The sequence below is a fragment of the Nostoc sp. JL34 genome, from assembly GCF_017114945.1.
In the GTDB taxonomy this organism is placed as follows: Bacteria; Cyanobacteriota; Cyanobacteriia; order Cyanobacteriales; family Nostocaceae; genus Nostoc.
Window position 1 is genome coordinate 46,911 of the sequence record NZ_JABXKQ010000183.1, and the last position, 26,552, is coordinate 73,462.

At 41.0% G+C, this 26,552-nt stretch carries 23 protein-coding genes; 10 read left to right on the forward strand and 13 right to left on the reverse strand.

Annotated features, from left to right (window positions below):
• Positions 1–8: 8 nt before the first annotated feature.
• The 3 genes from HWQ44_RS33040 to HWQ44_RS33050 form a co-directional block, all read right to left on the reverse strand.
• Positions 9–1,100: a DUF4350 domain-containing protein gene (locus HWQ44_RS33040; protein WP_292726644.1), complete on the reverse strand. Its 1,092-nt coding sequence runs from the start codon at positions 1,098–1,100 to the stop codon at positions 9–11.
• A 287-nt stretch (positions 1,101–1,387) separates the two neighbouring features.
• The gene (locus HWQ44_RS33045; protein WP_292726646.1) at positions 1,388–2,434 is read right to left on the reverse strand and encodes a glycerate kinase; all 1,047 of its coding nucleotides are present in this window, start codon (positions 2,432–2,434) and stop codon (positions 1,388–1,390) included.
• A 15-nt stretch (positions 2,435–2,449) separates the two neighbouring features.
• Positions 2,450–2,782: a DUF565 domain-containing protein gene (locus HWQ44_RS33050; RefSeq protein WP_292726648.1), complete on the reverse strand. Its 333-nt coding sequence runs from the start codon at positions 2,780–2,782 to the stop codon at positions 2,450–2,452.
• Between the two features lie 797 nt (positions 2,783–3,579).
• Here HWQ44_RS33050 and HWQ44_RS33055 point away from each other — a divergent pair.
• Together HWQ44_RS33055 and HWQ44_RS33060 are read left to right on the forward strand one after the other, a co-directional pair.
• On the forward strand, positions 3,580–4,215 hold the full coding sequence (locus HWQ44_RS33055) for a hypothetical protein (RefSeq protein ID WP_292726649.1): 636 nt from the start codon (positions 3,580–3,582) through the stop codon (positions 4,213–4,215).
• A 205-nt stretch (positions 4,216–4,420) separates the two neighbouring features.
• Positions 4,421–6,355, forward strand: a complete 1,935-nt coding sequence (locus HWQ44_RS33060; protein WP_292726651.1) for a glycosyltransferase family 39 protein — start codon at positions 4,421–4,423, stop codon at positions 6,353–6,355.
• A gap of 65 nt (positions 6,356–6,420) precedes the next feature.
• On the opposite strand, the gene HWQ44_RS33065 is transcribed toward HWQ44_RS33060, so the two are convergent.
• Positions 6,421–9,666, reverse strand: coding sequence for an ATP-binding protein (locus tag HWQ44_RS33065; protein WP_292726712.1), 3,246 nt, complete (start codon positions 9,664–9,666; stop codon positions 6,421–6,423).
• 660 nt (positions 9,667–10,326) lie between these two features.
• Between HWQ44_RS33065 and HWQ44_RS33070 the strand changes: the two genes are divergently transcribed.
• From HWQ44_RS33070 to HWQ44_RS33085, 4 genes are all read left to right on the forward strand, one after another.
• Positions 10,327–10,908 (forward strand): KaiA family protein, encoded by a 582-nt coding sequence (locus HWQ44_RS33070; RefSeq protein WP_292726653.1) that lies wholly within the window; start codon positions 10,327–10,329, stop codon positions 10,906–10,908.
• A gap of 106 nt (positions 10,909–11,014) precedes the next feature.
• On the forward strand, positions 11,015–11,326 hold the full coding sequence (gene kaiB / locus HWQ44_RS33075; RefSeq protein WP_292726654.1) for a circadian clock protein KaiB: 312 nt from the start codon (positions 11,015–11,017) through the stop codon (positions 11,324–11,326).
• Positions 11,327–11,405: 79 nt separating this feature from the next.
• Positions 11,406–12,968 carry a circadian clock protein KaiC gene (gene kaiC / locus HWQ44_RS33080; protein ID WP_292726655.1) on the forward strand — a complete coding sequence of 521 codons (1,563 nt, stop codon included), beginning with the start codon at positions 11,406–11,408 and terminating at the stop codon, positions 12,966–12,968.
• A gap of 103 nt (positions 12,969–13,071) precedes the next feature.
• Complete coding sequence (locus HWQ44_RS33085) at positions 13,072–15,345, forward strand: TolC family protein (RefSeq protein WP_292726656.1); 2,274 nt, start codon at positions 13,072–13,074, stop codon at positions 15,343–15,345.
• 584 nt (positions 15,346–15,929) lie between these two features.
• Here HWQ44_RS33085 and HWQ44_RS33090 read toward each other — a convergent pair.
• Positions 15,930–16,709 (reverse strand): FkbM family methyltransferase, encoded by a 780-nt coding sequence (locus HWQ44_RS33090; protein ID WP_292726657.1) that lies wholly within the window; start codon positions 16,707–16,709, stop codon positions 15,930–15,932.
• A 284-nt stretch (positions 16,710–16,993) separates the two neighbouring features.
• On the opposite strand from HWQ44_RS33090, the gene HWQ44_RS33095 reads away from it, so the two are divergent.
• The 4 genes from HWQ44_RS33095 to HWQ44_RS33110 all read left to right on the forward strand — a co-directional run bounded on the left by HWQ44_RS33095 (position 16,994) and on the right by HWQ44_RS33110 (position 19,333).
• The gene (locus HWQ44_RS33095; RefSeq protein ID WP_292726658.1) at positions 16,994–17,371 is read left to right on the forward strand and encodes a hypothetical protein; all 378 of its coding nucleotides are present in this window, start codon (positions 16,994–16,996) and stop codon (positions 17,369–17,371) included.
• 103 nt (positions 17,372–17,474) lie between these two features.
• Positions 17,475–17,984, forward strand: coding sequence for a hypothetical protein (locus HWQ44_RS33100; RefSeq protein WP_292726660.1), 510 nt, complete (start codon positions 17,475–17,477; stop codon positions 17,982–17,984).
• Complete coding sequence (locus HWQ44_RS33105) at positions 17,985–18,509, forward strand: GNAT family N-acetyltransferase (protein WP_292726662.1); 525 nt, start codon at positions 17,985–17,987, stop codon at positions 18,507–18,509.
• Positions 18,510–18,553: 44 nt separating this feature from the next.
• Entirely contained in the window at positions 18,554–19,333 is a 780-nt protein-coding gene (locus HWQ44_RS33110; protein ID WP_292726664.1) for a photosystem II S4 domain protein, read from the forward strand.
• 78 nt (positions 19,334–19,411) lie between these two features.
• Here HWQ44_RS33110 and HWQ44_RS33115 read toward each other — a convergent pair whose 3' ends face one another.
• The 8 genes from HWQ44_RS33115 to HWQ44_RS33150 all read right to left on the reverse strand — a co-directional run bounded on the left by HWQ44_RS33115 (position 19,412) and on the right by HWQ44_RS33150 (position 26,262).
• A complete protein-coding gene (locus HWQ44_RS33115; protein ID WP_292726666.1) occupies positions 19,412–20,188 on the reverse strand; it encodes an SDR family oxidoreductase in 777 nt (258 codons plus the stop codon).
• Positions 20,189–20,341: 153 nt separating this feature from the next.
• Positions 20,342–21,271: a hypothetical protein gene (locus HWQ44_RS33120; protein WP_292726667.1), complete on the reverse strand. Its 930-nt coding sequence runs from the start codon at positions 21,269–21,271 to the stop codon at positions 20,342–20,344.
• Between the two features lie 574 nt (positions 21,272–21,845).
• Entirely contained in the window at positions 21,846–22,403 is a 558-nt protein-coding gene (locus HWQ44_RS33125; RefSeq protein ID WP_292726668.1) for a hypothetical protein, read from the reverse strand.
• A gap of 768 nt (positions 22,404–23,171) precedes the next feature.
• Positions 23,172–23,777, reverse strand: a complete 606-nt coding sequence (locus HWQ44_RS33130) for an exopolysaccharide biosynthesis protein (protein ID WP_292726714.1) — start codon at positions 23,775–23,777, stop codon at positions 23,172–23,174.
• Positions 23,778–23,856: 79 nt separating this feature from the next.
• The gene (locus tag HWQ44_RS33135; protein WP_292726669.1) at positions 23,857–24,741 is read right to left on the reverse strand and encodes a lipid kinase; all 885 of its coding nucleotides are present in this window, start codon (positions 24,739–24,741) and stop codon (positions 23,857–23,859) included.
• Positions 24,742–25,317: 576 nt separating this feature from the next.
• Positions 25,318–25,494 (reverse strand): hypothetical protein, encoded by a 177-nt coding sequence (locus HWQ44_RS33140; protein ID WP_292726670.1) that lies wholly within the window; start codon positions 25,492–25,494, stop codon positions 25,318–25,320.
• A 49-nt stretch (positions 25,495–25,543) separates the two neighbouring features.
• Entirely contained in the window at positions 25,544–25,960 is a 417-nt protein-coding gene (arfB, locus tag HWQ44_RS33145; RefSeq protein ID WP_292726671.1) for an alternative ribosome rescue aminoacyl-tRNA hydrolase ArfB, read from the reverse strand.
• A gap of 47 nt (positions 25,961–26,007) precedes the next feature.
• On the reverse strand, positions 26,008–26,262 hold the full coding sequence (locus HWQ44_RS33150) for an RNA-binding S4 domain-containing protein (RefSeq protein WP_292726673.1): 255 nt from the start codon (positions 26,260–26,262) through the stop codon (positions 26,008–26,010).
• Positions 26,263–26,552 lie beyond the last annotated feature (290 nt).

A 26,552-nucleotide genomic window follows, 5' to 3' on the forward strand; every position in this document is an offset into this window, starting at 1 on the left:
ATTAATTTTTAATTTTTAATTTCCCTAATGCTTCGCCATTTCCCCAACCAGCTTAACAGGTCTCGTTCACTGATGGGTTGTTTGCGAGATTGTAGCTTTAAAACTGCATCTAGTTCTGCTGCACTTGCGCCTGTTTTTTCTATCCAAAAATTGATCAAGGCTTCACGTTCTAAAAGTACTTGCCCTAATCCCAAGGCTTTTTGGAGTTGTAGTTGTTCTTGTTTACCCACCATCTCTACAACAAAGTCGCTGGTATCAGCTTTCTGCAAGACTCCGGCTAAAGCTTGGATGTATGCCGAGCTATTATCTACAACTGGTGTATCTAAAGCTACTGGCTTCCCAAAGCGGCGATTCTGCGCCCAAACTAGCACTAATAGCAGAATACCTACCTGCACCAATATTGGAAGTAAAGGAGTTTTAGCAAAAAAACTAGATAAATCTCCTTCATTTTCTTTCTTTCTGACATCGGCATCTTTATAGCCATGAATGTATTCATCGACAAAGACTGTGTTACTTTTTTCAGTTATTAAACTGGCTAGATACTGGAAATTACTTAAATTATCTTGGTAAGCGTTGGCAGCTAAATAAGGAGTGGTAGAAAAAATCACCTTTCCTTGTTTGTAATTTTCTTTCCAGACAACAGCACCAAAGCGATCGCCTAAATCAACTTGCTGGGAGTTAGCTTTTTTATATCGTCTACGTGTATCAATTTTAATATCACCTTGAGGAGATTTCTGCATAGTGCTAAACTCCGCTTCTGTAACCCGCGCCTTCGCACCCAAAATTACCAAAGTATTCCCTTTCTCTACCCATTCCCGCTCTTGACTATCCAGTATCGTCTCCCTTGGATAGCCCCCTACTTGTAGCAAGGTAACTGGGCTGTTTTCTGGCTGAATATCACTCAAAGGCTTTTGCCAGCGCTTGATAGAAGTTCCCTGCTGTTGCATAAAAGCATACCAAGCACCATAGCCATCAGGAGCGCGGTTATAAGTAGAACCAGTGTTAATTTTAGTATTATTGGGAGCCGCGAACAAACTAAGTAAAACGATCGCAGCGAGTGCGATCGCTCCCATCCAAGCAAGGCGATTTGAACGTTTCATTTTTGTCGGTTAAAATCGTTATTGAATATGATAAGTGTTAATGTTTACCTGTTTTTAACTATAGTCAAAAATATAACGTAATTCCATTTTTGGATGGTCACTTTGTCAATATTTGGCTGTCAAATTGACTTTTCAAACATCCTCTAAAACTCTACCTTTTTGTTGACTTTTTAAACATTCTAAAAAAACAGTAAGATCCGTGGTTTTTGTTGCCGGCTCTCAATTTTTTCTTTGAGTATGCGATTGGCTGTCTGTTGTCCCAATAGATTTGCTTGAAAACTAACGCCCTAAGCCCGATCGCAATACACTTCACCAAAGCTATGATCCGTATGAATCTCAATCACTAAATCAACCGCTGTTGCATCTTTTACCAACGGTTTGATGAATAATTGCGGGTGAAGCGATCGCCAAAAATAATTGACAAATTGCTCTATCTCTGAATTGCTCATCCCCGACTTTCCCGCAGCAATCATTTGCTGTTCTGCCTGTTTACGCCACTCCAAAGAACAGCGGTAATCGGTGGGATACAGCACAATTAAGCTGTCCAATCGCTCCCACAGTGGTAGGTAACCGTGGAGGCGAAGATTCAGATCGCGGGCAAATGCTCTATCTTCATCTGTGACAATTGGCGGTGGTGCGGTATCAAATAAATCTGGGTCGATTGGTCGCACACCCACAAACCAACCTTCAAATAGTACAATATCTATGTTTGTGACGGTTTCTGGGGTAGTGCGATCGCCAGCACCTCCATAAGCAGATTTATCAAAGCGGGGAAGCATCACTGGACTTTGGAACTGACGGATTTGATCTAGTACATTTAAGCCTAAATCGATATCGTGGGTTCCTGGTGGCCCGCGCCAAATCAAGCGGGGATCTTGCTGTGTTAGGAGTAAGCGATCGCTGTAAGTTTTATATAAGTCATCCAAAGACAAACTCACAGTCTGGTATCCCAACTGATCGAGAATCAAGCTGAGAACCTTAGACATTGTGGTTTTACCAGTGCCTTGTCCTCCCAATATTCCTTGAATCAGAGGGCGTTCCAACTGTTGGCGCTGCGATGCTAATTTGATCCCCAAAGGCAGCCACAAGTCCCACAAAACTTGTAACATTTCCTTGGGTTCGATTTGGATGGTAGTTTGGCAGAATTGACTAAAAGCTGGGAAGACAGATTTTAGTAAATGCGATCGCCTTTCTATCACTTCATCAACATTTTCTGGTGTGATCCCAAAAGCTTTTGCCCTTAACTTATCTGCCAGCGCAGCAACTCTAGCTTGCTGCTGCCAAGTTTCCCCCACCGCATCCGTTGCCAAAATTTCATCCAGCCACAAATTCATAAATTCCCCATCTCCCTACGATCCCAGCTTAAAGGCTTCGAGAAACAGGCTGTAGGTGAAACCAACTTTTAGGAGATTGAGTGAGTCTATCAAAAGCGATCGCCTTGACAAAAAGCTGCGACTATAAAATATCCTGCTAGTAATTTCCGTCAACAGGACTAAAAAACCAGCTACCACAATGTCTAATTGTGCCTGTTGTCCAGCCGTCGTGGAAACTGCGTTTCCTAGAAAAAAACCGAACAAAAAACTAATTATCAGCAACGATAGCCGCCGCCAAGGATTTAAAAACCATTGCCCTAAACGTGTAGCAATGGCATCGAACAAGTTATTGAGACGAGTATTTTGCATCAAAGGGACTTCTGTGGAAAAGTCAAGATATCTTGAAATACATATATCTTAAGGAGGATATTGGTTTTAGCATCAACTTGTTTGTTAATATTATAAATATCTACTGGCTTCCAGTGTTTATTCAAATTTGCCCATCTTATCATCTTCAGAGAAGTACAGTTTCTTAGAGGATGTTTGAAAAGTATAAATATTTAGTTTGATCCCCACAAGTAAGCCTTAAGAAGGGGGAAAATCATTCAATTTCTCCTTTTTCAGGGATTTAGTACTTTAAGCGGTTTCCTGGCTTGTATGCCTATGGGGAAGCAAGCTCCGCCTATCGTCTCCCAACAGGAGAAGGAACTGGCGTTAATTTAGGATGATCTGCAATCACTTGCCATATCACCAGACACTTTCCAAACATCCTCTTAAAAGATGGCTTTTCATAGCAGAAGATAAAATATACCACTTAGATTTATCTGAGGTTTGGCAAAGGACGCCTTGTTGAGGCCGCTAGCGGTTTCAGAAAACTTTTATTTTTTTATACAAATGAACTGGTTGGCTCGGTATCAAATTTTCTTGTTTTTATCCAAGCCTACGGTTAAAATCCGAAGCAATGGGTGTCTGTATCCCTTCCTGAACAAACATCAAAGAAATTATTTCCTCCAAATATTTTCTCATCAAAATGATATTTATAATACATTCGTGTCCCTAATTTTAGGAAAGCCTATATTAGGCTAATTTGTACGATTGCCTTTTGGGATAATAGGCTACTATTTGGTCAAGCCTAGACAAAATATTTATTTCTAATAACTATCAATATGAAATCTTCAGTGTATCGTAACGTCGGTGTTACAGCTTCTTGCTTGGGACTGCTTGTTGCTTTGGTGGGATGCTTTGGAGTGAGCGTATCCTTTGAGTCCACAAACCCAGATACATCTTCACAAGTACCAACTGAAACTACCCAGTGGGAAACAAGTTCATCTACACCTGTTTTACCTGAAAAAGGTATTTCCGCTAGTCTATCTACTCCAGCAGCTACCCCAACCAATCAAGTAGAACATAGCAGTAAAGAGAATACTTATCCTGTCTTGGCAGATCGTGATAAATCAGCAAGCAAAGCCAACAATCAAGGGACTTTGCGAATGAGCAATCAAACAAATCAGCCTGTGCGGCTGGCTCTACTGGCACGACAGTCGGTAGCAAAAGGCTCTGGTACTAAAAAGACTAACTATGATGTACCGGCACATTGGGATTTTGCTCCTCAAGAAGGTAGTGATAAGGGAATGATTCTATCCTTACCTCAGAATAATTTAAAGCTGGAGAAGGGAGATATTTTAGTTGCTTTTGCACAAGATGGTTCCCGTCGTTACTGGGGCCCCTATGTTGTCGGCGAAACTCAATTACCTAAGTGGAATTCCCAAAACAGAGAATGGCAACTAGTGCTGACTCAATAAATAGTGCTGAGTATTAAGTACGGAAGCAATTTTTGTAGGGTGAGCATTGTTTACCCTTCGCTCAAACGTTTATTTTTACATGCCTACCCTACAGTTGGTAAAGTGTTGAGTAATGAGTAGAGGAAAATTGTTGAATTGACAACTCCGAAGAACAAAAGATAGATAACCAACGACTATTGATTAGTGATTGTTGACTATTGACTAAATGAGAATGAAATTGAGTGTTAAGCGCACTGTTGATCAGTGGTTCAACAAAATAGCAAAAAATCCAGCCCTGAGTGTAACTGTATCAATTTTGTGGTTGATATTGATTTGCTGGGTAGCTTTTGGGTGGAATTTGGGCAACATTGGCTTGATTGATGAGACAGAACCGCTGTTTGCCGAAGCTTCCCGCCAGATGTTAGTCACAGGTGATTGGATAACCCCATTTTTCGATGGTGAGACTCGTTTCGATAAACCTGCTTTAATTTACTGGTGTCAGGCGATCGCATATTACGTGATTGGGGTGAATGAGTGGGCAGTACGCCTTCCTTCCGCGATCGCAGCCTTCGGTTTGGTTTGTTTCGGTTTTTACACCATCCAGTGGTATCTGGCTAAACAAGACGAATTAGAGCAAGTTTCACGTCCTACTCGCCGCTACTTAATATCTTTTATAGCAGCAGCCCTTATGGCACTCAATCCTGAAACCATTATTTGGGCGAGAACGGGTGTCTCTGATATGCTACTTACCGGATGTATGGCATCAGGCTTATTATGTTTTTTTCTAGGGTACGCAGGGAAGGAAGGGAGTAGGGAGCAGGGAGCAGAGGGAGCAGGGGAGCAGAGGGGCAGGGGAGCAGAATTAATAACCAATGCCCAATCCCCCATGCCTCATGCCCTATTCCCGAATAAGTGGTACTTAGCTTTTTATGTGCTGATTGCTGGCGCAATTTTGACTAAAGGGCCAGTGGGAATTGTCTTACCAGGGTTAATTATTGCCGCCTTTTTGCTTTACGTGGGAAAGGTGCGAGAGGTGTTGCGGGAAATGCGCCTCTTCGTAGGTATACTGATAATTCTAGTTTTGTCAGTGCCTTGGTATGCTTTAGTAATTTGGCGCAATGGCTGGAATTATATTAATGCCTTTTTTGGTTATCACAACCTGGAACGCTTTACAGAAGTAGTTAATGGTCACTCAGCACCTTGGTATTTTTACTTTTTAGTGGTGCTACTGGGTTTTGCGCCCTACTCAGTGTATTTACCAGCCTCTATAGTCAAATTAAAGTTTTGGCAGCGATCGCATTGGCGATCCCTTGAACGTTTTCAGCAATTTGGTTTATTTGCCTGGTTCTGGTTTGCTAGTGTCTTTGGCTTTTTTAGCATTGCTGTTACCAAACTCCCTAGCTATGTATTGCCTTTAATGCCAGCCGCCGCAATCCTGGTAGCCCTTTTGTGGAGCGACCTTTTCCCAGATTCAAAGACACAGCAAACAATTTCTGTTTCTTCTTCTCCCACTCCTCCTATCCCGTCCTCACTCGTCTGGAGTGGTTGGGTGAATGTAGTGTTCTTGTCATTTTTGGCAACAGCACTGCTTAATATAACCCATATATTAGGTACTGATCCAGCGATAAGTAACTTCCACGAACTAATTCAACAATCTGGTTTACCAGTAATAGCGGGTATAATTTGGCTAGTTTGTGCTGTTTTAGTTGCAGGTTTATTACTGAGTCGCCGCTGGAACTACATTATCAGTATTAATTTAATCGGGTTTGTGGCGTTTATAATTTTTGTCTTAACGCCTGCTTCATTCTTTATTGATCGAGAACGTCAATTACCCTTAAGGGAATTGTCTGCGATCATCCTAGAAGCAAAACAACCAAATGAAGAATTAATCATGCTTGGCTTCAAAAAGCCTAGTGTAGTATTTTACAGCCACATTCACGTAAATTACTTAAGATTTCCCCAAGAGGCGATAGAGCATATTCAAAACCAGGCTGCCAAGGGACTACAACCTCCCTCACTGCTGCTGTTGGCTGAACAGAAAAAGTTTTTGCAAATGGACTTACAGCCAGATGATTACAAGAGTTTATCGACCAAGGGTGCTTATAACTTGGTTCGAGTTCCTTTTAAGAAAAAGAAAAATGAAAAAATAGACATATCATAAATTGTCATTAGTCATTAGTCATTTGTCCTTTGAGAATAACTAATGACCAATGACTAATGACCCCATTAACATTTGCTATTGTAACCATTGACAGCTAAAGCTTGATTGATCTGGTTTAAGAGGTCTTCCATTGATATCGAGCGCGGTAATATTTGAGTAGCGATCGCACCAACAACAGTTTCTATCGATTCCAAACCATTCTTCTTCTGCTTGTCAATTTCCTTATAAGCTACCCCAGACTGGAAACTGCTTTCTGGGCGATTTAATCGCTGATTCAGTACCAAAATTGGTGGTAACTTTAAAGGTGAATCTCCCAATGTTTTTAGGGCTTTTAGCACGTCTTTGTGGATAGCGGATTCTCCTAAACAAATTAGCAGCAAGTCAACGCTTTCGTGGCGAATTTGTTGTAATACTTCTGCCCAACAGGGACTCATCGCCGCTTTGAAGCCTGCTGTTTGGAGGTACTGAATTAAAGCTTGGAACCACTCAGACCCCCGTTCGGCAGTTTCACTACTAATTGAGCAATTTTTTTCAGTCCGATAACCCTTAACTTGCTTGCGTCTTACCTGTGGAAAATCCCGCAGCATTGTCAAATCTACTACCAAGATGTTAGGAGGACAGCAAATACCAGAAGCAATTTGCAGTACTGATAGTAAAGGATCTGTTTTCTCGGTGCGACTGCTGTTGTCTTTAGCAAATGGTGTTAAGTAAGGAAATACAGATAGCCCTGGTATTTTAGAAGCTATTAGGGTAGTTGCAACATCGCAAGTAACCAGTGGGATAGCCGCTAAACGCGGATGCCCAATTAGTTGTTGCAAATAAATTTGGGCGGTGGTACTTTCCACATCTAGCAAAATAACATCAAACTGCCATACCCGCGCCAGAAGTTCTGCCTGATCTAGGTCATCTACTTCAATCACCCGGTGTTCTCGAAGTGAGGAGTGCGGATTGACCGATTCTAACTGGGGATTCACCAATCTGAGAATTCGTAGTGGGGTTTTAGTTGGGGTAATTGCACTGTTGTTTAACCCTAGCTGCGGAACTGTTTGTGCAGTACATAATTTTTCTAGAACTGGTGCTAAAACCTGATGCTCTACTGGCAAACTTAAGAAACCATCGGCTCGGTTAGCAAATGCTTGCTCCTTCTCGGCTCCCGTCGCCGTCACAATTACAGATATATGACGGGTTGCGGTGTCAGATTTCAGTAAAGTCAGCACATCCCAGCCTGATAACAGGGGTAGTAACGGATTCAAAAATATTGCTATTGGTTGCAAGCGCCGAGCTTTTTCGACTGCTTCTGTCCCCGATCGCGCAATCACTACCCGATATCCTAAACCTTTGAGTTGTTCGGTCAAGTCTTCAATATATCTGGCTACTGCCTCGACTACCAAAACCAACCGTTGCGAACTAGCGGGATGATGCTGTGTGGGCGTACTAACATGCTGACGGGCTGCTGTGGGGTTTTCTCGTGTTGGTTGGTATCGTGTTTCTTCGTCTTCTCCGATTCCCATATCTGGTTCCGAAAAGCCTGTTTTCGGGGGACTGGGCGGCAGCAGTAGTGTAAACTGGCTACCTTTCCCTTCACGAGATAAGAAGCTGACATCTCCTCCGTGGAGACGAGCCAAGGCGCGAGTTAATACCAGCCCCAAACCAGTGCCTTCAAATTGGCGGGTAAGGGGATTTTCTAGTTGTTGGAATTTTTGAAAGATTAAGTGTTGCTGGTGTTCAGGAATGCCAATACCTGTATCCCAAACTGTAAAGGCAATCCATCCTTCCCAACGACTCACCCGCAGCCCAATTTCACCAGATATTTCGGTGAATTTAAAGGCGTTGGAAAGTAGGTGTACTAGCATCTGGCGTAAGCGCAACTCATCTGCCACCATCTGATCTAAGCCTAGTTCAATGGAAAGACAGAATTGGGGAGCAGATGAACGGGCATTTGGAGGTGGTGAGGCAGATGTAGCTTTGGTAGTTTGAGTGTGGATAGCTCTGGCTTCCGATAGGGCGCGATCGCACACAGCACTAATTTTTACTGGCGTCAGTGTCAAATCCATTTGTCCCGTCTCCATGCGGGTCAAATCTAAAATGTCATTAACCACACTCATCAGGTGGCGTCCACTTTGATGAATCAGTCCCGCATAACGGGCTTGACGCTCGTTAAGTTCTCCCAACTGCTGATCCACCAGCAAGCGCGATAAGCCTAAAACGGCAGTTAAGGGAGTTTTGAGTTCATGACTAATACAAGCTAAAAACTCGTCTTTCAACCGATTTAGTTGAATTAAATCGGCATTCTTTGCTGCTAATTCTTTACAAAGCTGCTGCTGTTCAGTGACATCAGTAGCTAAGACCAACCACAAATCATCGCTGAGTGCAACCTCCTCTTCAGCACCCATAACTTTAAACTCAGGACTATCTAATGGAATCTTGGCAAACTGCCAGATTCGCTCTTGACCATTTTGCACTTCCACAACGCAGGTACAAGTACCCACCTGACTATCCAAATAGCAGCGACTGTATACAGCATCACCTGATGCTTCTTGCTGAGTCAGTTCTTCTTCACCACCATGCTCATTCTCCCTAGCATTGGGATGAACCTTGATTGTTCGTTGGGTGGCATATTCTGGTCTTTGGGAGAGGTTAGGGACAAGTATTGCCTCCACCTGTTGCCTAACTCCTTCTGGATCTTTTAAGGTTCCTAATTGCTGCCACCAGGCAGGATTTCGTGCTACCACCTCGCCAGTACCCGTTTGCAACATTAAAGGCCAAGGCAGTCTTTCCAGCAAGTGTACCAGTGGCTGGTGTTTCAATGACTTGGATGCATTTGGTGTCTGCACACCAGCATCAGCAGACGACCTCTGGATGCCTGAACTTTGTAACCCAGCCATCCGTTCCTTAGCCAGCGATCGCAACAGGCGTGAACTATCCAGCAGCCCCAAATATCGACCATCAGAGTCAATCAGCGCCCAATCTAAGTTCTGGTGTTTTTCGGCTTGTGGATCGCCCAAGTGCAAGCTCAATTGCTCTACCCGCTCAGAAGCTGATATTGTCTGTATTGGCTCAATTAGACCTTGACCCCAGGTAGAGAGTGATTGGTGTAAATTTAGATTTATATCGTCACTATGTGTTAATAATTTTGGGATTAAACGGGCAGAATACAGCAATCCGATCGGGCATTGCTGTTGATTCACTACTACCAAGCGATCGCACTGCTCTTGCTCAAAAATCTCCAACACCACTGCCAGAGAACTTGTTTGGGGGCAGCTAGGTACGGTTGCCTGAAAGTCATAAAGCGGGTAATCTAGCATTAACATAGGGCTTTGGGGGTCATTCTTCCTGTGGAACCCTCCGGCATTTCCATCTGCCAACTGTTGATGGTCTTTTCGCCTGAAGTCATATCCTCTAAGAAGACTCATATAAGCAACTCTGGTTATTTCAACGCCATTAAAACAACGGGATTTCCCTTCACGGACACTTGCTTGCAAAGGAGTGCATTTTTCCAAGAGGCGACGTTTCTCATTTCTAGCAACTAGCCTCCCCAGTGTCTTACTGGTATTTAAACTCCTCATCGATAGCGACGGCTAAAACAATTATGGCCCCAAAGATTCGCTTTAGAACCTTGAGGAATTATAATGATTTGGAAAGCGACAATCCTTTAAGTTCGTTTAAGTATCTTATCAAGGAGCAAAATAAAAAAATCTATCTATTTATATACATAAATATGCAAATAATAAATTAGCTGCTGTGTCTTGCTCTGTCGACAGATCCCTCATCATCAAAGACCTACTAAGTTCTACTACTGAGTTGCTGCACTCTTGTTGTTGAGTGGCTATGATTATCTGCAAACACAGAGCCTTATTTGGGGGTGGAATCACCAGTTTACTGTACACCCAGTATTCCCCTAGAAGCCTTAGCCAAACTTATCAGCCCACCTTTCTTGGTCAGGGCGATCGAGGAGATATATTCAAGAGTAAATGTTATTACCGATATTGATTCTGCCACCTGATGTTAATAAAAGTTTAAATAATTTAGTTGACTTAGCCAATCAAAAAGCTTTAAGCCCGTGGGTGTGGAAATTGATTGAGGCAACTATTGCCCAATTTTCATCCCTACCTGTTGCTGCAACTACCTCTGGAAAAATCAACTATTTACCAAATTGGCTGCAACAAAGTCCAAGTAAGGCATACACTGGCAAATACGTCTATGTGTTTGCCAGTCAGATGCAAAAAAGCCAACAGCATTTACAGGAGATGACTCCAGCCGAAAGGCAAGGATTATTAAGACAGCTTAAATTAGATTATAGCCTGATTCTTATAGATTATTTTACCACAGATAAAACACTCAAAGATAAAATTGATAAATTTATCAATACTATATTTTATGCTAATATTCCTGTGCCCCAAATAATCGAAATTCACATGGAGGTAATTGAAGATTTTTCTAACCAGCTAAAATTAGAAGGAAGGAGCAATGAAACGTTACTGGATTACCGTCTAACGTTAATAGATATCCTGGCTCACCTGTGCGAACTCTATCGGAGTTCGATTTCTAAATAATTAAATTTATCGATGTATATTCAACTGGGAACAAGCTACTGCTGTTAGTGACTACCAATGCGCGAAAGGTCTTGTATTTCTATGATCGTGACTAGCCATTAAGTATATGAATAAAGCCAGAAAAACCTACGTTCTCAAGCTTTACGTAGCAGGGAATACACCTAATTCAGTCCGAGCATTAAAAACACTCAAGGATATTTTAGAACAGGAGTTTGAAGGTGTTTATGCTTTAAAAGTGATCGATGTCCTGAAAAGCCCGCAACTGGCAGAAGAAGATAAAATATTGGCGACGCCGACATTATCTAAAATTTTGCCTCCACCCGTTCGCAAAATTATCGGGGATCTTTCAGATAGAGAAAGAGTATTGATTGGATTAGATTTGCTCTATGAAGAACTGAGTGAAGAAGATTTTGAATAGTCTGATTTTAATCATAAAAAATTGAGTACAAACTTTAGTAATAAAAAAACAGGTTTTAATACCAATTGATTATCAAGCAATGATTGAAAACGAGCAAGTAGAACCAAAGCAAACACCGATAATTAGGGGTGTAGAAAAAATTCGCACGATGATCGAAGGGTTTGACGATATTAGTCATGGTGGTTTACCAATTGGTAGAACTACCTTGATCAGTGGTACCTCCGGCACAGGCAAAACTTTATTCTCTCTTCAGTTTCTCTATAACGGTATCACCTACTTTGATGAAGCAGGAGTATTTGTTACCTTTGAAGAATCACCCAGTGATATTATTAAAAATGCCCATGTTTTTGGTTGGAATTTGCCACGCCTAATTGAAGAAGGCAAGTTATTTATTCTTGATGCATCTCCCGATCCAGAAGGTCAAGATATCGTTGGTAATTTTGACCTTTCTGCACTCATTGAACGCTTGCAATACGCCATCCGTAAATACAAAGCTAAACGAGTTTCAATCGACTCAATAACGGCAGTATTTCAGCAGTATGAAGCGATGGGAGTAGTGCGACGCGAGATTTTTCGCCTGGTAGCACGTCTGAAATTACTGAATGTCACCACTGTAATTACCACTGAACGTAGTGAAGAATATGGTCCTGTTGCCTCTTTTGGAGTAGAAGAATTTGTTTCTGATAATGTAGTAATTGTTCGCAACGTTTTAGAAGGAGAACGTCGCCGTCGCACAATTGAAATTCTTAAATTGCGCGGGACAACTCACATGAAAGGCGAATATCCCTTCACGATTACTAACGAAGGAGTTAACATCTTCCCACTGGGAGCAATGCGCTTAACTCAACGATCTTCTAATATTAGGGTATCTTCTGGTGTCAAAACCTTAGATGAAATGTGCGGTGGTGGTTTCTTTAAAGATTCAATTATCTTGGCAACAGGAGCCACCGGTACTGGCAAAACCTTGCTAGTCAGTAAGTTTATTCAAGATGGCTGCCTGAATGGAGAACAGGCAATATTATTTGCTTATGAAGAATCACGCGCTCAACTATCTCGTAATGCTTCTTCTTGGGGAATTGATTTTGAAGAATTAGAAGATCAAGGTTTACTCAAAATAATCTGTACCTATCCAGAATCAACAGGTTTAGAAGACCACTTACAAATTATTAAATCAGAAATTGCTATCTTCAAGCCAGCTCGTATCGCCATTGATTCCCTTTCAGCACTAGCTAGAGGAGTAAGTAATAATGCATTTCGGCAGTTTGTAATTGGTGTAACGGGTTATGCTAAACAAGAAGAAATTACTGGTTTCTTTACCAACACAACTGACCAATTTCTAGGAGCGCATTCGATTACTGACTCTCATATCTCCACGATTACCGATACAATTCTAATGTTACAGTACGTAGAAATTCGCGGAGAAATGTCGCGGGCAATTAACGTGTTCAAAATGAGAGGCTCTTGGCATGATAAGGGGATTCGTGAGTATAATATTACTGCTGACGGGCCCGATATTAAAGATTCTTTCCGAAACTACGAACGGATTATCAGCGGTGCTCCTACTCGCGTTAGTATCGATGAAAAGGCGGAACTTTCTCGCATTGTTAGACGTTTTGAAGACAAACAGAGTTCCGAACCCTAAATTTAGTATCGTAGTATATTCTTTCCTAAGTTTAGTATCGTGCTATATTCTGTGGTGAAGAAAGGTTTTCTGCCGCTAGATTGATTTTCGTGTGAGGGATGCGGTGAAAGGACAGCAATTATTTTATAGCTTCTTACCTGGTGTAACGGCAGCGGTCTTAACAACTCAGCCTGCTTGGGCTGGTACTGCAAAACTAACTGAGGTACAACTGGCGTCTTCTCCTAGTGTTTTGACTTCTACTTATGGTCAAGACTTGGTTGTGGACACCATGAATACGCAACTGCCTAAGGGTGCAGATGTTAGTGTTCCAACCCTAGTACCTGCTTTTGGTTTTACTAAACTTAGTGTGAAGCCTTTAAGTAATAACAGTATTCCAGTATTTATGACTGAAAATACTGTTGTGCCAATAAAACAAGTACTTAAGAAAGATGAAGGTAGATTTTTCAGTTTGACACCTACCTCTAATCCTTCCCAACAGCTTGATGTCAGCCGTTCTGCTCAAAATAACCAAAAACAGAGTAATTCAAGTGCATATTGGCAGAAATTAAAGAAGAAAGTAGTTCCCAACTACACTTCCAAACCTCCTTCTGTCCAAAAAGAAATTTTGTTCCTGTCTGCTGCACAGCAGCCAGTAGTTCAAAAGATAAATACTGTTACTCAGTTGCAAACATTTTTACAAACTTCAACCACAGGTGCAGGAGCAGCAAAACTGTTGTCAGCGCAGAGGTGTCCACAGGAGTTAGGAAAAAGCAAAACTGACTCCTTGGCTGATTTGCTACTAACTTCAAGCACCTGTGGCCGCTTGGCTCAGAGTAGTACCCCAATTCCGACAGATTCGACGCCAACTCTCACTGTGCCAGGAACCGTAACTCCTACACCAGGGGGTTCGGTGCAACCCGTCACTGTGCCGGAAACCGTAACTCCTACACCAGGGGGTTCGGTGCAACCCGTCACTGTGCCAGGAACCGTAATTCCTGCACCAGGGGGTTCGGTGCAATCTCCCACTGTGCCGAGAACCGTAACTCCTTCGCCCTCAGGGCCGGTGCAAATTCCAGAGAACCTGATTCCTAGCTCAAATCCCCTGCAATTTCCCACCAAATCGGAGGAAGTGAGACTTCAGGGAAATCAGCCAATTAGTTTGGCACAAGCTCTGGAATTAGCACGGCGTAACAATCACGATCTACAGGTGTCCTTATTGGAGCTAGAACGCAATAAAGCGGCTCTACGCGAGGCACAAGCTGCTTTATTGCCCACTCTTGGTATTAGTACGGATATTACTCGCAGTCAGTCTGCTAGTAGTCAGCTCTCGTCGAAACTTCAAGAACAACAGACGGGTATATCATCCCCAGATGAAGCTAGTACATCTTTTTCCGGTCAAGCACAACTGTCATATAACATCTACACTTCTGGGAGAGTGCAAGCTAGCGTCAGAGCCGCTGAAGAACAGGTACGTTTCAATGAGTTGGCTGTAGAAACTCAGTCTGAGACAATCCGTCTGAATGTTGCCACTGACTACTACAATCTGCAACAAGCAGATGAACAGGTACGCATTGCCCAGTCGGCTGTGCAGAACTCCGAGGCTAGTTTGCGTGATGCAGAAGCTTTAGAGCGAGCCGGGGTTGGTACACGGTTCGATGTGTTGCGATCGCAAGTGAATTTAGCAAATGCCCAACAAGATTTGACTAATGCTAGATCCCAGCAGACAATTTCCCGTCGTCAATTAGCAACTCGCATAAGTTTGCCGCAAGGGATAAATATCAGTGCCGCTGACCCTGTACAGTTAGCTGGTCTTTGGAACCCAACGCTAGAACAAAGTATTGTGTTGGCTTATCAAAATCGTCCAGAACTGCAACAGCAGTTGGCACAACGCAATATCAGCGAACAACAGCGGCGGCAAGCCCTTGGGGAGCTAGGCCCTCAAGTTAGTTTGGTCGCCAGCTACAACCTACTAGATCAGTTCGATGATGGTGTCAGCGTTACTGATGGTTATTCACTGGGAGTTAGAGCAACCCTAAATTTGTATGATGGAGGAGCAGCAAGAGCAAGAGCAGCTCAGTCAAAAGTTAATATTGCGATCGCAGAAACTCAATTTGCTGAACAGCGCAACCAAATTCGCTTTCAGGTAGAACAAGCCTATTCTACCCAGCAATCTAGTTTGGAGAATGTTCAAACTTCTAATACCGCTTTAGAACAAGCTAGAGAAGCTCTACGTTTAGCCCGTTTGCGATTTCAAGCTGGTGTAGGCACTCAAACTGATGTGATTAACTCTGAAAACGACCTCACAAGAGCTGAAGGTAATCGAGTCACAGCAATTTTGGATTACAACCGCGCTTTAGCTCAGTTACAACGGTCTGTTACTCTCAGGGCACTACGCTAACGCTAATTAGCTGAAACTCAACTGAATCAATACTTTTGACTGCTGTTGTGTTTTGTAATGCATTTTGCACCTGTTATATCAAGTCCGGTTAATTACTTATGATTACCGCATCCGTGCAAAAATCAGGAAAACCTCTTTCTCCCTGCTCCCTGCCCGCTGCGGTCTAAATGATAAGTCTTTACCCGAACATGATATTATCAGGGCATCGCAGAGTCCAGTAGTATTTCTGATAAAAAGCTAGCAAAAGCCTCGTTTTTCCAGTGTATTTACTGAAAAACGAGGCTTTTTAGTCAGAAAGGCAGTAGTGTAAATTTTTTTTAGAAGTTATTTAGCGATCGCTTGGGGATAATAACTCACCTTGACCCGGACGAGAAAAAACTACGGTTTTCAAAGTAGACGTGGTTCAATACTTTTCGGTTAAGGGGAAAAGGGAAAGAAAAAACCTTTCACCCTTTTCTCCAAACCAAATTTCAAGTTGAAAATGCTTAACCGAGAAGTATTGAGACGTAGTTTATCTAAAATAACCACTGTTGTACCAGAAAACGAAAAAAGGCGGACGAGAGGATTACGTGAACAAAATCTGATTAGCAACTACGAACCCAAATCTCACCATATCCGTCTTTCCCAAGGTCTGCCACATCTTCAGGAAAGCGCTTGAGAAACTCATCTGGAGTCAACCATTCTTGAAATACAAATGAATGCATTTCAGCAGGTACAACATTAATCAGTATCTTTCCAAGATGGGATAGGTAATCTATACAAGCAGCAGTGGTATTAATTTCGCGTTCTGTTATATGATATTCAAATGACAGTAAAGAAATGGGTTGTGTTAGCCCTTTCAGAACTTCAAGCTCCCACCCTTCAACATCAATTTTGCAGTAGTCTGGTTTTCCAAATTCATCAATTGCGCGATCAAGAGTTGTGATAGAAACTTGAATACTGCTTTGTACAGTGCCTACCCAATCCTCATAAAAACTTGCGATTCCACTTCGTTCGCGAGTGTACAATGTTGATTCTCCAGGTTCTGCACCAACAGCCTTTTGAACCGGATGAAACTTACTGCGATAATGACTGCATCGGGCTTTCATTTCTCTCATGCATTCCGGCTGGGGTTCAAATGCCACAACTTTTGCACCTGTTATAAGAAAAGCCTCTGCTTTTGCACCTATGTTTGCACCAATATCGAAGCAAAGACTATCAGAATCTAATAGCTTTGAATAGAAAGAAACTTCTCGTTGAAAAAAAGCTGACTGCTCTTTGAACTGGTCTTGATTTAACGACCGATATAGATTCCTAATTGGTCTATATAGACCAGTTGATATAGAAAAGTTCTTCACAAGAGATTTTATTCCAGTAATTTGCATATTGTATTAACCTCAATCAGCAATTTTCGATTCAAAAAGTATAAGGTATGTGCTATAATTCACCCGTTAATAAATATGACAGTAATTTCAGTAGATCGAAACCTTTTGTAACTTGAGAGTAAATAAGGGTTTCAGGGCAAACGCATCTAAATTCTTCTTGAGGCCACTAAAGTCTCAAAGCAAGACTTTTATCAACAGGTCTATTGTATTAGTCAAATTTGGACTAACATAACTGAGTGTCCGTAGTTTACCGCCGTAGGCATCGCTCGCCTTGTCAAAGACTCATGACTAAAGTAACATCTCAAGAAATTGCACAGTTTCGCTCTCAATTGGCAGATGATCCTAGCGATATGGAAGCGCTGGATTTGATTGAAGACTGTGATGGAGATTTAGAAGATGCGGCAATGACTCTAGCGATTCGGGCAGGACAACAACCAGAAAGAGCAAATTCCGAGTGGTTAGATGCTTTGGCTAGAAAATGGCGTGTGGTCATTTGCGAACAAGAATATCGGGAAGATTTGCTTAATACCTCACTTCAAAAGATGATGGAACATCTAAAAACAACACCAACGTTTCCTAAGCTTTTGGCAACGCCAGTTTTAATATATGTGCTCAAACAAGGCGTGAACAATTTTTGTGAGCCACTAGATTCGCTAAAGTGACCAGCCGACATCTTGCACCTAATACTCAATACAAGATTGATTCGACCAGGACTGATACGCTGTTAATTAAGGCAAAACTTTTATTAGACAAATTGTAAAATCAATGAATTACCTTGTTGCCGTATTACCAGACCGCATTCAAGCCGAAGCTGCTTACTTAGCTTTAGAAAAAGAAGGCATAAACAGTACTATTTTGGGGAGGGGGTATAAAACGGCTGACGAGTTTGGCTTAATTGACCCCAAAGACCAGGCTAAAAAGCAAGCAAAACAGATGGCAACCTGGCTGATACCATTTGGCTTTTTTGCAGGTTTTACATTCAGCCTAATCACTGGTTTAAATACTTTTGCCTGGGCGGGTGAAGTTGGCAATCATATCGTTGGTGGACTGCTGGGTGCTGCTAGTGGTGCTATGGGTGGTGTGTTTGTCGGTGGCGGTGTCGGTTTACTCATCGGTGGTGGTGATGCTTTACCTTATCGCAATCGCTTAGATGCGGGTAAATATTTAGTTGCCGTTCAAGGTTCTGAAACTCTTACTCGACAAGCAACTCGAATATTACGTCAGTTTGATCCAGAAAATATCCAAGGTTATGCTGACACAAATACTGTGTATTGAATGAATCATCGTTTACAGATAACGACACAGCGACTTGAATTGCTTCCCTGTTCCTTGGGAATGGCGCAAGCCGCTGTGACAAAAAACAAATCTGAAGTAGAAAGGCTTTTAGGGGTATGTGTTCCTGATGATTGGTATGCATCTGAGGTGCTAGATTTTTTCCCAATGTATGCCCAGATGCTAAGAAATGATCCTTCCCAATTGGGTTGGGGTGTGTGGCTGATGATTCACATCCCTGATTCTACCCTCATTGGTGATTTGGGATTTGGTGGCAAACCTAATGAGCAAGGAACTGTAGAAATGGGTTATGAAGTGCTATCTGCCTATCGTCAGCAGGGATTTGCTTTTGAAGCAGTAGAAGCATTAGTAAATTTTGCCTTTACTCAGCCAGAACTTAAAAGGATTATCGCTCATTCTCCAGATGATCATGCTGCCTCAATTCGCATTCTGAAAAAGCTAGGAATGCAACAAATTGGTAGAGATGAAAACCTGCTGAAATGGGAATTAAAGTTAGAATCAAGATAGTTATAGCAAATTAATTCTCAATTCATAACTCATAATTTTTAAGAATGTTGCCACGAGAAGAACTTTTAAAAGGTGTTGAAAATCGAGATAGTGTAGCTCGTGTAATAGACCAAGCAGAGCAAGCCATCAAAACTTGGGAAGTAGTTTTAACTGATTTTTTGTCTCCCCCAGAATTAACGGAAATTCAACGGGTGTTTAACCGATTAACAGAAGTGCAATTAGCTGCGTGGGGTGGATATCCGCAAGCTGAACGCCAAAGAATAGCGATCGCTCGTTCGGAACTTCCCTTAGATCAATCTCAAGTCAGCCTTGTCGCCGTGGAAATTGCTGGTAATTTCCTGTTTGATACCGCCTCTCACCGCGACTTTTTAGGCGCAATGTTGGGGACAGGAATTGTTCGTGAAAAGACGGGAGATGTGATTGTCTTGGGAGAAAGAGGGGCACAGGCGATTGTCTCACCAGAGTTGGTGGAATTTTTGGAAATGAGTCTAAAACAGGTGCGATCGGTTCCTGTGAAAACTCAGCGGATTGAGGTAGCTGAATTAAGGGTTCGAGAACCAAAGAAAAAAGAATTAACTACTGTGGAGGCTTCTTTGCGATTAGATGCGATCGCATCTGCTGGTTTTGGCATGTCCCGTAGCAAAATGGTTGATTTCATTGATGCTGGTGATGTCCGCGTCAATTGGAAGGAAGTTACTCAAGCTAGTTCTCAAGTCAAATCAGGTGACTTAATCGCTATTCGCTCTAAAGGACGTTTAGAAGTTGGGGAAATCGCCGTTACAAAAAAAGACCGTTACCGAGTTCAATTAACAAGGTATATGTAATAAGTGAGGAGTGAGGAGTGAGGAGTTTTAAATGCACCAGTTTCTTTAACTCCAAACTCCAAACTCTTAAATATATACTTAGGCTTTAAAGTGTTTTGCCAACATATTCAGCAGAAGTTTTCGCGGTACGAGCCGAGATAATTTGCTTCTAATTTGAGTGTTAGTATCAGAACTAATGACAGTTGGATACCCTTTTTCTAAAGCCTCTAAAGATTCCAAAACCACTTTTTCAGAAGAATAAACATTTTCTGTACTGCTTGCCAGCGCTTGAGGAAAATTAGCTTCTGCAAAAAAGTTTGTTTCTATTGGCCCTGGACAAGTGACTAAAATACGGACACCATATTGACGATTTTCTGCCCATAACGCTTCACTAAAGCTGAGAATAAAAGCTTTACTGGCAGCATAAACAGAAAGGTATGGTATCGGTTGAAATGCGGTAATAGAAGATACATTAATAATACTTCCAGAACGACGTTGCCGCATCAAGGGGAGAAATTTATGGGTTAAATCTACCAATGCCAAAACGTTTAATTGTATAATTTTGACTTGTCTTTCTCCATCCCCTTCAGCAAAATCTCCATAGTAACCAAAACCAGCATTGTTGATTAATAAGTCAATAGTTAATCCTTTGACTTTAGTGGCATCAAATACAACAGCTGCTGCATTAGATTCTGTGAGGTCTTTTACTATAACGTCTACTTGAATTTTGTGTTGTTCTTGTAGTTCTTTAGCTAATTGGCTTAGTTTTTCTTCGGAACGAGCAACGAGTACAAGATTTGTCTTGCGTGCAGCTAGTTCTTGGGCAAAAGCTTTACCAATACCACTAGAGGCACCAGTAATTAAAGCAGTTGGCATTATATATATTCAGATAGTTTTTAACCAATATTAAAATTTTAGCCAGTATAGCTAAAAGTTTTAACTACCCAAAGTGATATACCAAAAGGGTAAAGGCGGCATCTAGTAATGAAGTTTGAAGACCGGCTGACTCCACTCAAACTTTCTGCTTTTTTAATACTTGGCTTTCGGTAGCGATGTGAATTTTCCAACTACACCAACATGGGAGATTCTTAAATCTTCTTCATCTGTATATTGAATAGACGAGTCAATTTTTTCTGGCAATTCTCTGTCCTTACACGACCACTCAAATACAATTTTAGAATCTAATTGTTTAAGGTTAGAAAATATCTGCTTCCATTCGCTTCCTCGAATTCGATTTCCCCACCTTGATTGTAATTCTCTCGAGTAGGCTTCCTGTTGATAAATAAAGAAATCAAATGGTCTTTCACTTAAATTTTTGTGATCTAGCAAATGAATGAGATGAAACATAAAGCCATCTTCAGAGAGGCTACTTACAAGATTTTCTAAAAGTGGCACAACATCATCAACTGGCACATGCTCCAACACAGATTTGGAGAAGATGAAATCTATTTTTTCTTTCGTAGGTAGTTTTTGAGATAAATCAATTGGAGCAATGTATTCTATGCCCAGGTCTTGTAAAACTTCTATGGATAAATTTTTTAATGAAAGCAGTTTATTTAAGCGTAAGTGGATAATCTCACGATCTTCAAATGTAGATAGACTATCTAAGATACTCCAATGTACAGACTTAGACACGGCTTGGAAAATATTGTCGGGTTGTAATAACGGGTAAACATCCGTTGCATAAATCTTTTTGGCTCCGAGAAGGTAAAATACTAATGAATGAGTCAGTAACCATCCACTTCCAATTTCAAGACAAATTTTATCACGCAATACATATTTATCTTTACCAGCCTGAAGCAGATAGATAGCAACTTCATTGGCACAGATATCAAGCCTTTTGCCTGCAACAGCTAGCTTCCTAGAATGCATATTATTATATAAAGCTTGATACAGATCAGATGATCTAATAATCGATTTTATTCGTTCATCAAGGAGACTTTTTACTAGATTTTTCATTTTGCACACCTCTATTGCTTAACTTATCGCGAATAGAACACAACACTATTAACTGTACCAGTGAGATGAATTCTTGCATAACAAAAGCATCTCATTCTTTGCATCCCTAAGCAAATATGCGAAAGAACATATTTGCTCAGGAGTGACAAAAACCTTGGAATTAGGGACTGGAGACTCCTAAGATTTGAATGGGGATTCAGCGGAAAGTCGGGCCACGGGCAATACTGCTCAGTTAAAAAGATTTGTAGATTTGTAGGTTGGGTTGAGGAACGAAACCCAACCTACCCGTAGTGATTTTTTAGTCAAAACCTACGTAGTATTGAGGCCACGGGCCATTCGCTTGGTGTTCGCGTAGTGGTAGCGAGTAATCGAGCGTCAAGGGTTTCCCGAATTGGGCTAGCGTGGAACAACGACTTCCAGTGATAGTGTAGCGTCTTTTCTACGAGATGCTGCGCCAACTAGTCTACATATCCCTACAATACAAGCAAGCTACGCACAGCGTCTTCGTCAATTTATTTATGGGAAAGAAGATAAAGATTTGTTGCTCTTTGAGAAGCTGCTTTGCGTCTGCTAATTACCATTTTTCAGACCAATAAATAATTTCTGAGGTGGAACTATTAATAGCAACGCCGTAGCTATCTCCATGATTCCACTTGAAGCCAGGTCTACCTTTGTCCTCTGTATTTAATACTAATATTTCATAAGTAGCTGGAAAAGATTCTGTAGGAGAGTCACTGGTGTAGAAGAAAGTTGTCGGCACACCATTAGGCTGGTTTATGTGGTCGTTTGTGTTTCCACCTCTATATTTATGTTTTGCACTACTTCTGTATTGTGAAAGTAATTTTTCTATCTTTTTTGGTGGCTCTTTCAGCCTAATTTGAAAAAAACTATTTCCTTGCAAAAATTCGGGAGAGTAAGCAATGCGAATGCCTTTAGCATCAGGGGGAATCTCATTAGGGAAATGTTTTACTTGGTCATTATCAGACCATAGTTGATTACGAATTTCTTTGTAGCGTGATGTATCAGTTATTATTTTAGGTTCGCTAGTACTGCTGAAAGCTGTTCTCAGAAAAAAGCTTCCCCCGACAATACTAAGACTAGCAAGGGCTAATAGAAATTGCGATCGCTTCATCGAGTTGGGTACGTCTAACTTTCATAGTCATATACCCAACTAATAAACTAAATTCGTACTATTGCGGATATCATATCAGAGATATTAACAGAAACTTTGTGTATCTCAAGGAAAATCGGCATAATTGTAAAATTACTGTGAAGTTGGTCAATGATTACCTAGTCAAATACCGTAGGTGATCCTGATTGCGTTGTAGCTAACGAAATCAATTCCACAGCCATTCATTTTTTTCCAATTCTTCCTGATGCAGCAATAACTAAAGCGGATATATAAATAGTAGATGCACCTTAATTAAATCACAGCCCTCAGTTTTTACTTGGGGGCTTTTTTTTATTACTGATATTTTTTTAATTTGGAAAAAGTAAATTTTGTCAAAAATATAATTTGCCCGGATATGGCAATAAGTAAAGCGGATTAATAAATGGTAGATGCACCTTAATAAATTACAGCCCTCAGCTTTTAGTTGAAGGCTTTTTTATTGCTGATATTTTTGAAAGGGTGAAGAAAGTAACTTTGTACACCAGTTAAATATTCCCGGATATGGCAATAAATAAAGCGGATTAATAAATGGTAGATGCACCTTAATAAATTACAGCCCTCAGCTTTTAGTTGAAGGCTTTTTTATTGCTGATATTTTTGAAAGTGTGAAGAAAATAACTTTGTACACCAGTTAAATATTCCCGGATATGGCAATAAATAAAGTGGATTAATAAATGGTAGATGCACCCTAATAAATTACAGCCTCCAGCCAAAAGCTGGGGGCTTTTATTATTTAAATATAGATGGCAGCAAACTGGGAGCTAACCATACTGCATAACCAAGAAATCCAAATAGCAAGGTAATCAGGGCAGTAATGCCGTAGCTGATGCAAATTAATAAACCGTCTGATTCGATGGTGGCAACAGTCAAGAGTAAAATACCTATAGTGGGGATAGGATTTGTAAACGGAATTGGTAATATTAGTAATAATGTTAATAAAGAGATACAAAACCCATTAATTCGCCAAATCAAAGGATTTTGAGCGATTTTTGCTAATCGGGGACGGGCGATTTTTTGTAAAACTTTGGTAAGCCGTCCCAAATTTTGCAAAAGCAACTGAGCGAAGGGACGAGGAAATTTGTAGTTAGCGATTCTTTTCGGTAGCCAAGGCGATCGCCTCCCTAAAACCATTTGCACTGACAACAGTAAACAAGCACCACCAAAAGGGCCAGTTAATCCTGGTGGCATCGGAAATAAAAAAGGCAAAACTAATAATGTAATTACCAGGCAGAAGCCTCGTTCTGAGGTTTCTGCCAGAATATCACCTAGAGTTAGTGGTTGTTCTGCTAGGCGTTGCAACAGGGACTTTATATCTTGAGAAAATCTCAGATGCATTTGGCATGAGTTGATACGAGTTCCCACATTTGTAGCGGAGGAAGTCAATTCAAAATTCAAAATTCAATGATAATGACTCCTAACTCCTGGTTTCTAACGGTACTAAAACACCTATAGCTTTAGGTATAACCCGAAAATGAGCAGGTGTGTAGGTAGTGATTTCACCATCTGTATTGATAGGGCGCGGTTTGCGAGTATGTACCTCTATTTCTTGACCTTGAAGGGAGCGTACATTCTGCCAATGTATATGTTGCCCTTGTCGCATTGCAGGTAATAATAATATCATCTGCCACCAGTGTTCAATCTCCAAGCTATAAAGGTCTAGCCTTTGGTCATCAATTGTGGCATCGTCAGCTACTGCCATACCACCACCGTAATAGCGGCCGTTACCCACAGCAATTTGTACAGTTTTGACGTGAACCACTTCACCGTTGATCGCAATCTGCGCTGTAAAAGGTCTAGCTTCCAAAATAACTTGCAATGCAGTGGCAGCATAAGCAAATACTCCCCAACGGCGCTTGACTTCTTTGGTAAGTCGTTGGGTAATTTTTACACTCAATCCCATACTGGCAACGTTAAAAAAATGCTTACCATTCACACAACCCAAGTCGATGCGGTGTAAATGTCCATCTGCAATAATTCTGCAAGCTTCGTTGAGGGAATTTGGGATTCCCAAAGTTCTCGCTAGATCGTTAGCAGTTCCCAGAGGCAAGATTCCCAAAGGTAACTGAGTCTCAATTAAAGCGTCTACTGCGGCATTTAGAGTCCCATCTCCTCCGCCAATGATTACCAAGTCAACTTGATGCTGATAGCGAAGTATAACTTCAGCAAGATGTGTGGGGTCTTCTGTAGACTCCTCAATTAAATCAAAGTCGAATGTCTTCAGATATTGAATCGCCTCTGACAGACCCTTTTGCCCTTGGCGGGCATGACGATTTACTAACAGCAGTGCGCGGGAACTCATGGTTAGTACCTTTTGTAGTTGACATGTCCAATTATCCGCATCTATGTATTCTGTTCTGCTTGAAGTTGACTATAAAACAGTGTTTAGGCTGTGATGAAAGTTATCAAAAATTAATTTTGTTAAAACTTACTATATTGTGACTACAAATTTATAATTTTTATTTTTAGCTAGTTTAGCTCTATTAATACTCAGTGTATTCATGATGATCAAACATAATTATTACTTTCTGTATAAATTAAATTTAAGTAATTTTTTATAGAATAGGAACTTATTCAAATAAAATAATATTATGCCAAACAAAAGGGATACTTTCCATTAGTATAGATACATATTTAGAGATTAAATTTGTATCTATACTATTAATATTTATATCACTTATTTGTAAAATTGCACCAAATCAAGCTTGGTGAGACAAGTTGTCAAGGTAATCGATATCACCATTATATAATTTTTGGTTGAGAAAAAAATTATATATGTCAACTGCTGTGACAGATTGCAAATTGTCTATGCTCAAGCGATCGCACCTTGGAAACGACTTTTTCGTGTAAATCCCTATCTTGATTTGTAATTTTGCTTTTATGACTTTTTAGGGCTGTTGTCACCACCAATAATTGCTTGGAACACGTCCCCTAGTAAAAATAAACCCGCCGCAACTAACACTACGAGCATTAAACTAGCAAGGGCTGCAAAGGGAGAGATAATAAACAAGATTAAAAGCCCAAACACCAAAATCTTTAGTACTGTCTTATTCATCTTTTTTCATATTTAACAATACGCGTATTTTCTACGAATAATCGATAAATCAACAATCTGTCACCTGCCCTCTGTTAGATTTAACCTGTCCGCGCTTACTTTTGTGGTCAAGGCGCTTTCTTTGAGAACTGCGGGTTGGTTTAGTGGGTTTGCGTTTTATCGTCACTACAACTGCGCTTTGAATGAGTTCTTGAAGTCGTTTCAATGCTGACTCGCGATTGTTCTCTTGACTTCGGTGTTCTTGGGCTTTAATTACAACTACTCCTTCTTGGTTAATGCGTCGATCGTTCAGCTTTAAAAGCTGTTGTTTATAATAATCAGGTAATGATGAAGCCGCAATATCAAAGCGCAAGTGGATAGCGGTGGAAACCTTGTTAACATTTTGACCTCCCGCTCCTTGAGAGCGAATCGCAGTAATTTCAATATCAGTCTGTGGGATAATAACTTTGTTGGAAATTTGCAGCATTACTCACAAGGCAAAAGAGGAACTTTTCAATTTGGGGTAAACTTTATTTACTCGGTTTGTTCGGTTAAATCTGTCATTACATCTGGGTCTTCATTGTTGTTCAAATTCACCTCTAAAGTCTGTCCTTGTATTGTCACTTTATCACCTGGGACTAGTCGCCGTCCTCTTCGAGTTTCCAGCGTACCGTTTACTTGGACATCACCACCTTGAATCATCAGTTTGGCTTGGCCTCCAGTTGGCACTATACCCATTAACTTTAAGAACTGATTTAACTTAATTGTGTTGTCTCTAATTTTCTTCATAGTAAATAAAACTACATTACCTCAATTGTATCGTGGTGCGATCAAGGCAAAGCGCGAATCTATCACGCCATATATCAGCCCACATGAAATTAAATGAAACATCATCCAGTTTAAATGGATATTCTTGAGGAAAAGCCTAGTGCCAAACTGATATGCTGATCTTGAACGCCACCGAGTCTATCAATTGAAAGATGAATTTATACTCAAAAGTCAGTAATCTTAGGTAAAAGTAGAAATAGACTGACTTTGAGTAAGCTTCGGATCTTCCAAAAGCATAGCGATCGCCATAA

Coding starts and splice junctions, on each gene's coding strand:
- HWQ44_RS33040 (WP_292726644.1), bottom strand. CDS start 1,100: ATGAAACGTTCAAATCGCCTTGCTTGGATGGGAGCGATCGCACTCGCT.
- HWQ44_RS33045 (WP_292726646.1), bottom strand. CDS start 2,434: ATGAATTTGTGGCTGGATGAAATTTTGGCAACGGATGCGGTGGGGGAA.
- HWQ44_RS33050 (WP_292726648.1), bottom strand. CDS start 2,782: ATGCAAAATACTCGTCTCAATAACTTGTTCGATGCCATTGCTACACGT.
- HWQ44_RS33055 (WP_292726649.1), top strand. CDS start 3,580: ATGAAATCTTCAGTGTATCGTAACGTCGGTGTTACAGCTTCTTGCTTG.
- HWQ44_RS33060 (WP_292726651.1), top strand. CDS start 4,421: ATGAGAATGAAATTGAGTGTTAAGCGCACTGTTGATCAGTGGTTCAAC.
- HWQ44_RS33065 (WP_292726712.1), bottom strand. CDS start 9,666: ATGTTAATGCTAGATTACCCGCTTTATGACTTTCAGGCAACCGTACCT.
- HWQ44_RS33070 (WP_292726653.1), top strand. CDS start 10,327: ATGTTATTACCGATATTGATTCTGCCACCTGATGTTAATAAAAGTTTA.
- kaiB (WP_292726654.1), top strand. CDS start 11,015: ATGAATAAAGCCAGAAAAACCTACGTTCTCAAGCTTTACGTAGCAGGG.
- kaiC (WP_292726655.1), top strand. CDS start 11,406: ATGATTGAAAACGAGCAAGTAGAACCAAAGCAAACACCGATAATTAGG.
- HWQ44_RS33090 (WP_292726657.1), bottom strand. CDS start 16,709: ATGCAAATTACTGGAATAAAATCTCTTGTGAAGAACTTTTCTATATCA.
- HWQ44_RS33095 (WP_292726658.1), top strand. CDS start 16,994: ATGACTAAAGTAACATCTCAAGAAATTGCACAGTTTCGCTCTCAATTG.
- HWQ44_RS33100 (WP_292726660.1), top strand. CDS start 17,475: ATGAATTACCTTGTTGCCGTATTACCAGACCGCATTCAAGCCGAAGCT.
- HWQ44_RS33105 (WP_292726662.1), top strand. CDS start 17,985: ATGAATCATCGTTTACAGATAACGACACAGCGACTTGAATTGCTTCCC.
- HWQ44_RS33110 (WP_292726664.1), top strand. CDS start 18,554: ATGTTGCCACGAGAAGAACTTTTAAAAGGTGTTGAAAATCGAGATAGT.
- HWQ44_RS33115 (WP_292726666.1), bottom strand. CDS start 20,188: ATGCCAACTGCTTTAATTACTGGTGCCTCTAGTGGTATTGGTAAAGCT.
- HWQ44_RS33120 (WP_292726667.1), bottom strand. CDS start 21,271: ATGAAAAATCTAGTAAAAAGTCTCCTTGATGAACGAATAAAATCGATT.
- HWQ44_RS33125 (WP_292726668.1), bottom strand. CDS start 22,403: ATGAAGCGATCGCAATTTCTATTAGCCCTTGCTAGTCTTAGTATTGTC.
- HWQ44_RS33130 (WP_292726714.1), bottom strand. CDS start 23,777: ATGCATCTGAGATTTTCTCAAGATATAAAGTCCCTGTTGCAACGCCTA.
- HWQ44_RS33135 (WP_292726669.1), bottom strand. CDS start 24,741: ATGAGTTCCCGCGCACTGCTGTTAGTAAATCGTCATGCCCGCCAAGGG.
- HWQ44_RS33140 (WP_292726670.1), bottom strand. CDS start 25,494: ATGAATAAGACAGTACTAAAGATTTTGGTGTTTGGGCTTTTAATCTTG.
- arfB (WP_292726671.1), bottom strand. CDS start 25,960: ATGCTGCAAATTTCCAACAAAGTTATTATCCCACAGACTGATATTGAA.
- HWQ44_RS33150 (WP_292726673.1), bottom strand. CDS start 26,262: ATGAAGAAAATTAGAGACAACACAATTAAGTTAAATCAGTTCTTAAAG.